Origin of the sequence: Halomonas sp. TD01 (assembly GCF_923868895.1) — a bacterium.
GTDB lineage: Bacteria > Pseudomonadota > Gammaproteobacteria > Pseudomonadales > Halomonadaceae > Vreelandella.
In genome coordinates this window covers 3,509,570-3,521,957 of the sequence record NZ_OV350343.1, presented here as the reverse complement: position 1 = coordinate 3,521,957, position 12,388 = coordinate 3,509,570, and the positions used below count along the sequence as shown (strand labels likewise).

Genomic DNA, 12,388 nt, shown 5'->3' with positions numbered 1-12,388 from the left:
CAGAAAGGATAAAAAAGTGTTGACGAATAAATAGAAATGAGTAGAATACGCCCCACATCGAACGGCAACGCCAATCGATAGCTCTTTAACAATTTGATCAGGTAATTCATGTGGGCGCTTGCCGATGAGGGTGATAAATCACCAAATATCAAGGCAAGCGGTCATGACAATGTAAATTGAAATGAATTCGTTTGGACCTTGAGCCAAGTTTGATGCACTTATGTGACTTTCGAGTGACATGTAAGCATCACAATGATTTTAAACTGAAGAGTTTGATCATGGCTCAGATTGAACGCTGGCGGCAGGCCTAACACATGCAAGTCGAGCGGTAACAGGGGTAGCTTGCTACCCGCTGACGAGCGGCGGACGGGTGAGTAATGCATAGGAATCTGCCCGGTAGTGGGGGATAACCTGGGGAAACCCAGGCTAATACCGCATACGTCCTACGGGAGAAAGGGGGCTTCGGCTCCCGCTATTGGATGAGCCTATGTCGGATTAGCTAGTTGGTGAGGTAATGGCTCACCAAGGCAACGATCCGTAGCTGGTCTGAGAGGATGATCAGCCACATCGGGACTGAGACACGGCCCGAACTCCTACGGGAGGCAGCAGTGGGGAATATTGGACAATGGGGGCAACCCTGATCCAGCCATGCCGCGTGTGTGAAGAAGGCCTTCGGGTTGTAAAGCACTTTCAGCGAGGAAGAACGCCTAGTGGTTAATACCCACTAGGAAAGACATCACTCGCAGAAGAAGCACCGGCTAACTCCGTGCCAGCAGCCGCGGTAATACGGAGGGTGCAAGCGTTAATCGGAATTACTGGGCGTAAAGCGCGCGTAGGTGGCTTGATAAGCCGGTTGTGAAAGCCCCGGGCTCAACCTGGGAACGGCATCCGGAACTGTCAAGCTAGAGTGCAGGAGAGGAAGGTAGAATTCCCGGTGTAGCGGTGAAATGCGTAGAGATCGGGAGGAATACCAGTGGCGAAGGCGGCCTTCTGGACTGACACTGACACTGAGGTGCGAAAGCGTGGGTAGCAAACAGGATTAGATACCCTGGTAGTCCACGCCGTAAACGATGTCGACCAGCCGTTGGGTGCCTAGCGCACTTTGTGGCGAAGTTAACGCGATAAGTCGACCGCCTGGGGAGTACGGCCGCAAGGTTAAAACTCAAATGAATTGACGGGGGCCCGCACAAGCGGTGGAGCATGTGGTTTAATTCGATGCAACGCGAAGAACCTTACCTACTCTTGACATCCTGCGAACTTGTGAGAGATCACTTGGTGCCTTCGGGAACGCAGAGACAGGTGCTGCATGGCTGTCGTCAGCTCGTGTTGTGAAATGTTGGGTTAAGTCCCGTAACGAGCGCAACCCTTGTCCTTATTTGCCAGCGGGTAATGCCGGGAACTCTAAGGAGACTGCCGGTGACAAACCGGAGGAAGGTGGGGACGACGTCAAGTCATCATGGCCCTTACGAGTAGGGCTACACACGTGCTACAATGGCCGGTACAAAGGGTTGCGAGCTCGCGAGAGTCAGCTAATCCCGAAAAGCCGGTCTCAGTCCGGATCGGAGTCTGCAACTCGACTCCGTGAAGTCGGAATCGCTAGTAATCGTGAATCAGAATGTCACGGTGAATACGTTCCCGGGCCTTGTACACACCGCCCGTCACACCATGGGAGTGGACTGCACCAGAAGTGGTTAGCCTAACGCAAGAGGGCGATCACCACGGTGTGGTTCATGACTGGGGTGAAGTCGTAACAAGGTAGCCGTAGGGGAACCTGCGGCTGGATCACCTCCTTAAACGATGCATCATCCCTCGCGGTAAGCGCTCACAATGAATTACCTGATCAGATAATAGAGCAAACGGTAGCTAGTTTGGCTGTCATAAGGGTCTGTAGCTTAGTTGGTTAGAACGCACCCCCTGACCTTAAATGGAAAGCAGGGTGAGGTCGGCTAACAGGCTTATGGTGCCTACTGATAGTTGAATGCCCGGGTCTGTAGCTCAGTTGGTTAGAGCGCACCCCTGATAAGGGTGAGGTCGGCAGTTCAAGTCTGCCCAGACCCACCAAATTTGCGTGATGCGTCGTTGAAAGACTCCTTGTGTAGCAGGCTACACGTTGTCGTCTTTTGCCTAGTCTCACACAAATTATATTTTATCCAGTACGGCGTTATTTTATGATCCGCATAGCAGGCTATGCGTCGCCATAAAATGCCTTGTTCTGTATAAGATTACCCGGAAAAAGCAATACGATGGGGCCATAGCTCAGCTGGGAGAGCGCCTGCCTTGCACGCAGGAGGTCAGCGGTTCGATCCCGCTTGGCTCCACCATTATGTAGTACACTACCCACCGTTTGTTGATGTTTTGTGACCATTGATAAGCCATGCGCAGCTAGTGCGTTGTCTTATCACTGTTCATCGAACAGTCGCTCTTTAACAATGTATATCATGCTGACATAAACGTTTTTAAAACGTTTATACGTAATTGTTTTGTGATACGTCTCAAGCGTATCCGGCAATCGTTATCATTGCGAGACACCAGACTCCTTCGGGTTATAGGGTCAAGCAATGAAGCGCACACGGTGGATGCCTAGGCAGCCAGAGGCGATGAAAGACGTGGAAGCCTGCGATAAGGCTCGGCGAGGTGGCAAACAACCTGTGACCCGGGCATTTCTGAATGGGGAAACCCACTCATCATAAGATGAGTATCTTACGCTGAATATATAGGCGTAAGAGGCGAACCAGGGGAACTGAAACATCTAAGTACCCTGAGGAAAAGAAATCAACCGAGATTCCCCTAGTAGCGGCGAGCGAACGGGGACCAGCCCTTAAGCATGTGACTGATTAGGCGAATGAGCTGGGAAGCTCAGCCGTAGCGGGTGATAGCCCCGTAGTCGAAAGTCTGATCATGTGAAATCGAGTAGGTCGGGGCACGAGAAACCTTGACTGAAGACGGGGGGACCATCCTCCAAGGCTAAATACTCCTGGCTGACCGATAGTGAACCAGTACCGTGAGGGAAAGGCGAAAAGAACCCCGGAGAGGGGAGTGAAATAGATCCTGAAACCGTGTGCGTACAAGCAGTAGGAGCAGACTTGTTCTGTGACTGCGTACCTTTTGTATAATGGGTCAGCGACTTATATTCAGTGGCGAGGTTAACCGTTTAGGGGAGCCGTAGGGAAACCGAGTCTTAACTGGGCGACACAGTCGCTGGATATAGACCCGAAACCGAGCGATCTATCCATGAGCAGGGTGAAGGTTGAGTAACATCAACTGGAGGCCCGAACCAGGATCTGTTGAAAAAGATTTGGATGACTTGTGGATCGGAGTGAAAGGCTAATCAAGCTCGGAGATAGCTGGTTCTCCTCGAAAGCTATTTAGGTAGCGCCTCACGTATCACCGCCGGGGGTAGAGCACTGTTTCGGCTAGGGGGTCATCCCGACTTACCAACCCGAGGCAAACTCCGAATACCGGTGAGTGCGAGCGTGGGAGACACACGGCGGGTGCTAACGTCCGTCGTGAAAAGGGAAACAACCCAGACCGTCAGCTAAGGTCCCGAAATCCTGGTTAAGTGGGAAACGATGTGGGAAGGCTCAGACAGCTAGGAGGTTGGCTTAGAAGCAGCCATCCTTTAAAGAAAGCGTAATAGCTCACTAGTCGAGTCGGCCTGCGCGGAAGATGTAACGGGGCTAAACCAGGTACCGAAGCTACGGGTTCACACTTAGGTGTGAGCGGTAGAGGAGCGTCGTGTAAGCCGATGAAGGTGAATTGAGAAGTTCGCTGGAGGTATCACGAGTGCGAATGCTGACATGAGTAACGATAAAGGGAGTGAAAAACTCCCTCGCCGGAAGACCAAGGGTTTCTGTTCGACGCTAATCGGAGCAGAGTGAGTCGGCCCCTAAGGCGAGGCCGAAAGGCGTAGTCGATGGGAAACAGGTCAATATTCCTGTACCGGACATGATTGCGATGGGGGGACGGAGAAGGCTAGGTGAGCCAGGCGTTGGTTGTCCTGGTGAAAGTGAGTAGGCTTGCATCTTAGGTAAATCCGGGATGCTCTAAGGCCGAGACACGAAACGAACTGACTACGGTCAGGAAGTCATTGATGCCACGCTTCCAGGAAAAGCCTCTAAGCTTCAGATCATGTGCGACCGTACCCCAAACCGACACAGGTGGTCAGGGTGAGAATCCCAAGGCGCTTGAGAGAACTCGGGTGAAGGAACTAGGCAAAATGGTGCCGTAACTTCGGGAGAAGGCACGCCGGCGTAGGGTGACGAGACTTGCTCTCAGAGCCCGAACCGGTCGAAGATACCAGGTGGCTGCAACTGTTTAGTAAAAACACAGCACTCTGCTAACGCGCAAGCGGACGTATAGGGTGTGACGCCTGCCCGGTGCCGGAAGGTTAAATGATGGTGTTAGCCGCAAGGCGAAGCTCTTGATTGAAGCCCCGGTAAACGGCGGCCGTAACTATAACGGTCCTAAGGTAGCGAAATTCCTTGTCGGGTAAGTTCCGACCTGCACGAATGGCGTAATGATGGCCACGCTGTCTCCACCCGAGACTCAGTGAAATTGAAATCGCCGTGAAGATGCGGTGTACCCGCGGCTAGACGGAAAGACCCCGTGAACCTTTACTATAGCTTCACACTGGACGCTGATGTTGCCTGTGTAGGATAGCTGGGAGGCTTTGAATCTCGGACGCTAGTTCGAGGGGAGCCAACCTTGAAATACCAGCCTGGCATCATTGGCGTTCTCACTCAGGTCCGTTATCCGGATCGAGGACAGTGTGTGGTGGGTAGTTTGACTGGGGCGGTCTCCTCCCAAAGAGTAACGGAGGAGCACGAAGGTACCCTCAGCACGGTCGGACATCGTGCAGTGAGTGCAAGAGCATAAGGGTGCTTGACTGCGAGACAGACACGTCGAGCAGGTGCGAAAGCAGGTTCTAGTGATCCGGTGGTTCTGTATGGAAGGGCCATCGCTCAACGGATAAAAGGTACTCCGGGGATAACAGGCTGATACCGCCCAAGAGTTCACATCGACGGCGGTGTTTGGCACCTCGATGTCGGCTCATCACATCCTGGGGCTGAAGTCGGTCCCAAGGGTATGGCTGTTCGCCATTTAAAGTGGTACGCGAGCTGGGTTTAGAACGTCGTGAGACAGTTCGGTCCCTATCTGCCGTGGGCGTTGGATGTTTGAGAAGGGCTGCTCCTAGTACGAGAGGACCGGAGTGGACGCACCTCTGGTGTTCCGGTTGTCACGCCAGTGGCATTGCCGGGTAGCTATGTGCGGACGGGATAACCGCTGAAAGCATCTAAGCGGGAAGCCCCCTTCAAGATGAGACATCCCTGAGGCCTAGAGCCTCCTGAAGGGCCCAGCGAGACCAGCTGGTTGATAGGCACGGTGTGGAAGCGCTGCAAGGCGTTGAGCTAACGTGTACTAATGGCCCGTGAGGCTTGACCCTATAACACCCAAGGGGTCTGGTCGCAGTGATAACGAAAACCGGATACGCGACTCAAGCCCACGTGACACACGGAGGGCGTGAGACGAAAGAGACGCCACAAAACATAGTAACAGCACAGCATGATATACATGACCAGTTACGCCTGACGACCATAGCACGCGTGAACCACCTGATCCCTTGCCGAACTCAGAAGTGAAACCGCTTAGCGCCGATGGTAGTGTGGGGTCTCCCCATGCGAGAGTAGGTCATCGTCAGGCACTTATTGAGAAACCCCGGCCATTTGGTCGGGGTTTTGCTTTTTAGGGGTCTCCCCTGGACCCCGTTTGTCGGGAACAAACGGGAACCGCTTTAGCGGGCCCGAAGGGCGAGTCTCAGGATGAGACGAGTAGAGTAGCGGAGCGCCGCCCGGATCATCGTCAGGCACTTATTGAGAAACCCCGGCCATTTGGTCGGGGTTTTGCTTTTTAGGGGTCTCCCCTGGAGAGTAGCGGAGCGCCGCCCGGATCATCGTCAGGCACTTATTGAGAAACCCCGGCCATTTGGTCGGGGTTTTGCTTTTTAGGGGTCTTCCCTGGAGAGTAGCGGAGCGCCGCCCGGATCATCGTCAGGCACTTATTAAGAAAAACCCCAGCTTCCAATGAAGCTGGGGTTTTTTGTTGTTGGGCTATTGGTTATGAACTATTTGAAAAATCCCCAGGGCGCAAGCCCTGGGGATTTTTTGCGTGAGCCTTACCCTTCAATAAGGACGCATACTGGGGGCATGAGGGGAGGGGCAATGCTTAAAATTAATCCCGTTGGTGCTGGCACTGCCCATTTGACCAAGTTTCATAGATGGCGCGATCATCAGCGAGCATCATGAGTGTAAATAATCGCTCGCCGAGCGTTGTGCAGTGTTGAGTTCGACGTGCCAGCAGTGATGTCGCGTGAGGGTCAATCACTACAAAATCTGCCTCGTAGGAAGGGGCAAGCTGTCCGATATAGTTATCTAAAGAAAGGGCTTTTGCATTGCCATGGGTTAAGCCATAAAAACCTTGCCATGCGGTAAGAGGTTGTCCGCATAGTTGACCCACTTGGTAGGCTGCTTTAAGCGTCCCAAACCCTGATAAATCGGTGCCTGCGCCGATATCGCTAGCATAGGTAAATGCCATACCGGTCTGCTTAGCTGCCTCTCGGTCAAATAATCCGCTGCCTAGGAAAAGATTGGAGCTTGGACAAAAGGCAATATTGGCGCCTCGATCCGCCAGGCGTTTACGCATATCGTTATCCAGATGAATACCGTGCGCGAAGGTGCTGCGGGGGCCGACTAACCCCGCTTCCTCGTAAACGGCTAAGTAGTCGCGGCTACCAGGAAATAATTCGGCTACCCAGTCTAATTCCCCACTGTTTTCAGCCAAATGAGTTTGTAGCCAAAGGCTAGAGTCATTGCGTAAGAGGGCGCCGGCAGCATCCATTTGCATTTTGGTAGAGGTAGGCGCAAAGCGTGGTGTGACGCTATAACCTAGTCGGCCATTGCCATGCCAGTCTTGAATAAGTCGCTCACTGTCTGCAATCCCTGACACGCCATCCATTAGGGCGTCAGGTGCGTTGCGATCCATTAATACTTTACCGACCAGCATGCGTAGCTGACGTTTTTGGCAGGCGGTGAAGAACGCATCCACGGAGCCAGGATGACTGGAGCCAAATACTTGGGCTGTTGTCGTTCCTGCGCGAAGCATTTCATCTAGAAAAGCGTTCGATAGTGCTTCTGCATGTTCATGATTGGCAAAGCGGCACTCTTCAGGAAACGTATAGTCATTTAGCCAATCAAGTAGCTGCCTGCCGTAGGAAGCCATAATGTCTAGCTGCACATAGTGAACATGGGTATCGATAAAGCCGGGCATAATTAGCTTGCCACGATAATCAATAACGTGGGCGTCGCTGGGCAGTTGGTGAGCGAGATCACCATAATGGCCGACAGCATGAATATGGCTACCTTTTAGCCAAAGTACCCCGTCGCCATAATGCTCTAGGCTACCCGGCTGAGGCAGATCTTCATTACCTGGGTCGCGTGCAAAGCTGACAATTTCAGCGCGGATGAGCGTATCGATTGAGGAATTCATATTAACTCTGAGTCGTTTTCGTATCGTCAACAAGTGCACGTATTGCGTTCGGCTCAAGGCCGCGCATTTCTAGTGAGGCTGGCTTGTCCGTTAGCCAAAGCAGTTCGGTTACCACCGTCAAAGCAATCGCATAGGGGGTTTTGTTGCTAAGTTTAGTGTTATGAATACAGCCAATGGGACTGCGTACACGCTCTATTTCTTCAGCGGTGTAGCCTTCGCGCTGCAGTCGTCCTCGGAAACTTGCCCATTTGCTATCAGAGCCGATTAGTCCTATCGAGGCGATGTCGTGGCGCTGTAGTAAAGCGGTGATAAGGGCGTAATCTTCATCATGGTTGTGGGTTAATACCAGTGCATGACAGTAGGGTGGCAGGGCTGAAGTGTCCTCCTGTGGGCTGCTCAGCATATGGCAACTAAGTCGGGGTTGCTGCTGATCGCGTTCGTTAAATGCATCTGCTCGGCTATCAAACCAGTGTATTTGCCAGGGTAGCGGTTCGCTGAGCTTTACGATCTCTCGTCCGACATGGCCAGCACCAAACAAGGCGATATTGATAGCGGCTCCAGGAAACACCTCCAGCAGCACATTGACATAACCGCCACAGCACTGGCCGCTGCGTCCACCGAGCGAGAATGCCTCTAAGTGAAAGCCCACGCGGCCTTGCTGTAAAAAGTCTCGGGCAGAGTGGATAGTTTGCCACTCGAAAGTGCCCCCGCCTAGCGTGTCATAGACCGCCTCGTGGGTGATCACCATGCGCGCACCAGGCTCACGCGGGGTTGAACCCGCGCTGGTTACTTGAGTGGCTAATACATGGGGGACACCGTTGCGCTGCAACCGATCGAGTGCCGCGTGCCAAGTTTCTGCTGAGGGCTGTGTCATAGTGCTTTTTCTCTGATTGCGTTTGCAGCCAGCATCACTCGCTCAGGGGTTGCGGGAGTGTCGAGATGGGGAGACGCTTGGTAATCGGTTAAGCTTGAAAGCGCATCACGTAGCGCAGACCACACACAGATACCAAGCATAAACGGTGGCTCGCCAACGGCCTTGGAGCGATACAGGCTTGCCATGGAGTTGGGGTGTCCCTCCAGTAACTCAACGTTAAAAATAGCGGGAAGATCGCCAAACGTAGGTATCTTGTAAGTTGCAGGGCCGTCGCTAACCAGCACACCTTTATCGCTCCACTTAAGCTCTTCACTGGTTAGCCAGCCCATCCCCTGGATAAACCCACCTTCTACTTGACCAATATCAATCGCTGGGTTTAGCGAATTGCCAACGTCGTGTAGCACATCAACGCGGTCGACTAGGTATTCGCCGCTTAATGTATCAACACTAATTTCGGCAACGGCTGCGCCAAACGCGTAATAATAAAAAGGACGGCCTTGACCCGACGCGCGGTTGTAGTGAATCAGTGGTGTGGCATAAAAGCCTTTTTCTGAGAGCGAAATACGATTGAGGTAGGCCGTTTGGACAAGCTCGCCCCAGGGAATGCGGCGCTCGCTCTCTCCAATACCAGCAATCAGCATGCCATCTTCCAGGCGCATACCTTCTCGCTCTAAGCCTCCCTCAAAATGCATTGCGGCAAAGTCGAACAACCTTTCGCGCAGTTTGCTGGCGGCATCTCGCGCGGCCATGCCGTTGAGGTCGGCACCGCTTGAAGCCGCCGTTGGGGATGTATTGGGTACTTTATCTGTGCGGGTTGCACTAATCCGCACGCTATCTAAATCCAAACCAAGCTCACGAGCTACCACTTGGCAGATTTTGGTGTGCAGGCCTTGCCCCATTTCGGTGCCACCATGATTGATCATGATGCTGCCATCGGTATACACATGCAGCAAAGCACCGGCCTGATTAAGGTGCTGGGCGGTAAACGAGATGCCAAATTTCACCGGCGTTAGCGCAAGCCCTTTTTTAATAATGGGGCTGTTGGTATTGAATGCCTTGATAGCCGCGCGGCGCGCCCAATAGTCACTGCTGTTTTCCAGTGCCTCTACCAGCGTATGCAATAACTGTTTTTGGTCCACTTGCTGACCGTAGTGGGTGACATCTCGCCCGTCGCGATAGAAGTTTCGTTTTCGGATGGTGAGAGGGTCTTCACCGACTTTACGCGCGATATCATCCATCGCAGCTTCGATAATCATCATGCCCTGGGGGCCGCCGAAGCCCCGAAAAGCCGTGTTGGAAGCGGTATGGGTCTTAGCTCGATGACCGGTGACGCGAGCACTGCCTAATGAGTAAGCGTTGTCGGCATGGAACATTGCACGATCAACAATGGCGTCCGAAAGATCTGGCGAGTAGCCACAGTCACCAATAACGGTTATCTCTCCGCCTTGGATGATGCCTTGCGAATCAATCGCAAGTTGGTAGCGATTATGAAAGGGGTGTCGCTTACCGGTCGCGCGCATATCATCACTTCGCGGTAGCCGTATACGTGTGGCTTTTCCGGTTCTGCGGGCAATGATGGCTGCCATACATGCCCATGGGGATGCTTGAGTTTCTTTGCCTCCAAAACCGCCGCCCATCCGGCGGACCTCAACGGTGACCGCATGAAAGGGAATGCCCAGTACTTCGGCAACGAGTTTTTGGGTTTCGCTGGGGTGCTGGTTAGAGGTATGGACAATGACCCCTTCGTCTTCGGTGGGCAGAACCAAACACGCCTGGCCCTCCAAGTAAAAATGTTCCTGTCCGCCGATAAAAAGCTCGCCCTCAACCGTTTGCTCGGCTTGACGCAGTTCCGCTTGCCAATCGCCTCTCTCCTGAACGTGTGTAGGGCGAACCACATCATTGCGTTCGGCAGCAGCAACAGGGTCGAGGCTTGCCGGTTGTTCATCAATACTTAGCTTGGCCAGCGTCACCGCTCGGCGAGCAGCCTGAAGCGAGGTAGCCGCAACGGCAAAAATACACTGGCCTGCGTAGCTAATTTCTTGATCAACAAAAATGGGGTCGCCTGGAAACACAGGGCCGATATCCGTATGGCCGGGCACGTCGTGAAAAGTGATGACATCGACAACGCCAGATGCTTGCTTAACTGCCTCGAGATCAAGTGCGGTCAATGTACCGTGCGCGACAGGAGAAAGCCCCAGGGCTACATGCAGTGCATCGGCTGGTGCTTTGAGGTCATCAATGTAGGCGGCCTTGCCGGTAACGTGTTTTTCAGCGCTTTCATGGAAGCTAGCGGTGCCTGCTTGGCGCTGACCATGACTATCGACGGTATGGCGGGCAAGCGGGCCTGACCCTTGAATGTGATCATGTAACTCGCGACGAGCGCGGCTGCTGTCGCCATCAAGTTTAGTGAGCGTACGCATGGAGCATCACCTCCTGGTTGGGTGACAAAAGCGATAGGTAAAGGCGCTCTAACAGGTTGAGTGCGGCCTGTTCTCGGTAATATTGGCTACCCCTTACATCGCTCATCGGCTGGAATTCTTCGGCAAGGGCTCGTTGAGCTGCTTGAAAGCTAGCTTTGGAAACGGGCTGTCCTTCTAACGCTGCCTCTGTTTGGGTAGCTCGCTTGGGAGTTGCAGCCATACCGCCAAATGCAATGCGAACATCCTTCATAACACCCTTATTAACACGGTAGCAAAATGCGCCTAATACCGCCGTTATGTCATCTTCACGTCGCTTGGAAAGCTTCCAAACCCTCAGTGTGGCTGTTTGTGCCAATTGGGGAATAAAAATTCGACTGATGACTTCATCAGGAGCCAACGACGTTTTTTTATAGTCGATAAAAAAGTCGCTCAGCAAAAGCTGGCGTGTGTCGTCATGGCTGGTAAGTTCTACCCAAGCATTGAGGGCCAACAGTACGGGGGGCGTATCACCAATTGGGGATGCGTTGGCGATGTTTCCGCCTAGCGTTCCCCGGTTACGAACTTGCTGGGAGCCGAGTCGGTGAAGTAGATGTGCAAACGCAGGAAAGTGGCTGTCTAATAAGGGCTCAAGCTGCGAGTACGTTACTCCAGCGCCTACCCACCAACCTGGTTGAGCTTGGAAGGTCGCCTCTTCAATTTGGCGCAATTCAGCCACACGAGTGATATCAATAAGCTGGTTTAATGCAATAAGTCGCTGAGTGCTTTCCAACCATAGATCTGTTGCGCCAGCGACAAGACGTGCATCAGGGTAACGACGCTTTGCGTCGGTCAACTCGGCCAAGGTAGTTGGCTGTACAAAGAGCGCTTCATCGTTGGCTGTTGACTTAGGCACATGAAGCGGATTGCTGGCTGGCTGAGACGCATCGAACCACAGTGGTGCTTCCCAAGAGTAGTCTTGCATGCTCAATGCGGCGTCTCGGATAGGGCGGTAACCCGTGCAGCGGCACAAATTTCCACCCAATGTTGCCTCGAGTGTTTCTGGCGTAAGGGGTGTAGGACGCTGTTGCTGGTTGGCATGCAATGTGAATAGCGACATAACAATCCCTGGTGTGCAAAACCCACACTGGCTGCCGTGGCACTCAATCATTGCTCGCTGAGCTGGGTGCAAGTTGCCTTCAGTTGCTAACCCTTCGACGGTAATTACGTGCTGTCCGTGCAGTTGATGAGCGGGGGTAATACACGCATTGACGCTTAAAAAGCGGTTTTGCGTGCCGCTTGGATTGTTGATTGCCACTGTGCAAGCACCGCAATCGCCCGATGCGCAGCCCTCTTTTGTACCAGTGACGCCCAAATGATCACGCAACAGCGTTAGAATGCTGGTGTCAGGTGACACATGACACTGCTTGGGGGTGCCATTGAGCAAGAACTCAATCGTAGCCATGCCAAACTCCGTTATGATTGTTCTGACCGATCGGTCAATAATGTTGAGCTTGGGACAAAACAGCGCACCTTGCAAGAATTTGTTGATGGTGTGGCCACCTGCACTCTTATA

General features: G+C 53.0%; 4 protein-coding genes, 2 tRNA genes and 3 rRNA genes. 5 read left to right on the top strand and 4 right to left on the bottom strand.

Going from position 1 to position 12,388, the window contains the following annotated elements; all coding sequences use genetic code 11:
- Positions 1–260 precede the first annotated feature (260 nt).
- The 5 genes from L1X57_RS15965 to rrf all read left to right on the top strand — a co-directional run bounded on the left by L1X57_RS15965 (position 261) and on the right by rrf (position 5,700).
- Positions 261–1,793 (top strand): 16S ribosomal RNA (locus L1X57_RS15965).
- A gap of 191 nt (positions 1,794–1,984) precedes the next feature.
- A tRNA-Ile gene (locus L1X57_RS15960) sits at positions 1,985–2,061 on the top strand.
- Positions 2,062–2,245: 184 nt separating this feature from the next.
- Positions 2,246–2,321 (top strand) — tRNA-Ala (locus L1X57_RS15955).
- A 228-nt stretch (positions 2,322–2,549) separates the two neighbouring features.
- Positions 2,550–5,443 (top strand): 23S ribosomal RNA (locus L1X57_RS15950).
- Positions 5,444–5,584: 141 nt separating this feature from the next.
- A 5S ribosomal RNA gene (gene rrf, locus L1X57_RS15945) occupies positions 5,585–5,700 on the top strand.
- Together the 16S, 23S and 5S rRNA genes with 2 tRNA genes alongside form the textbook arrangement of a ribosomal RNA operon.
- Before the next feature lie 528 nt (positions 5,701–6,228).
- On the opposite strand, the gene guaD is transcribed toward rrf, so the two are convergent.
- The 4 genes from guaD to xdhA are packed head-to-tail and all read right to left on the bottom strand — an operon-like array spanning position 6,229 to position 12,277.
- Positions 6,229–7,542, bottom strand: coding sequence for a guanine deaminase (gene guaD, locus L1X57_RS15940; protein ID WP_009724269.1), 1,314 nt, complete (start codon positions 7,540–7,542; stop codon positions 6,229–6,231).
- Between the two features lies 1 nt (position 7,543).
- Positions 7,544–8,416 (bottom strand): xanthine dehydrogenase accessory protein XdhC, encoded by an 873-nt coding sequence (gene xdhC, locus L1X57_RS15935; protein ID WP_009724270.1) that lies wholly within the window; start codon positions 8,414–8,416, stop codon positions 7,544–7,546.
- Positions 8,413–10,836 (bottom strand): xanthine dehydrogenase molybdopterin binding subunit, encoded by a 2,424-nt coding sequence (gene xdhB / locus L1X57_RS15930; RefSeq protein WP_009724271.1) that lies wholly within the window; start codon positions 10,834–10,836, stop codon positions 8,413–8,415. The genes xdhC and xdhB overlap by 4 nt, the downstream gene beginning before the upstream one ends.
- The gene (xdhA, locus tag L1X57_RS15925) at positions 10,820–12,277 is read right to left on the bottom strand and encodes a xanthine dehydrogenase small subunit (protein WP_009724272.1); all 1,458 of its coding nucleotides are present in this window, start codon (positions 12,275–12,277) and stop codon (positions 10,820–10,822) included. The genes xdhB and xdhA overlap by 17 nt, the downstream gene beginning before the upstream one ends.
- Between the last annotated feature and the right edge of the window lie 111 nt (positions 12,278–12,388).

What these genes read in the sequence shown, in the direction of transcription:
- guaD (WP_009724269.1), bottom strand. Translation starts at nt 7,542, where the DNA reads ATGAATTCCTCAATCGATACGCTCATCCGCGCTGAAATTGTCAGCTTT.
- xdhC (WP_009724270.1), bottom strand. Translation starts at nt 8,416, where the DNA reads ATGACACAGCCCTCAGCAGAAACTTGGCACGCGGCACTCGATCGGTTG.
- xdhB (WP_009724271.1), bottom strand. Translation starts at nt 10,836, where the DNA reads ATGCGTACGCTCACTAAACTTGATGGCGACAGCAGCCGCGCTCGTCGC.
- xdhA (WP_009724272.1), bottom strand. Translation starts at nt 12,277, where the DNA reads ATGGCTACGATTGAGTTCTTGCTCAATGGCACCCCCAAGCAGTGTCAT.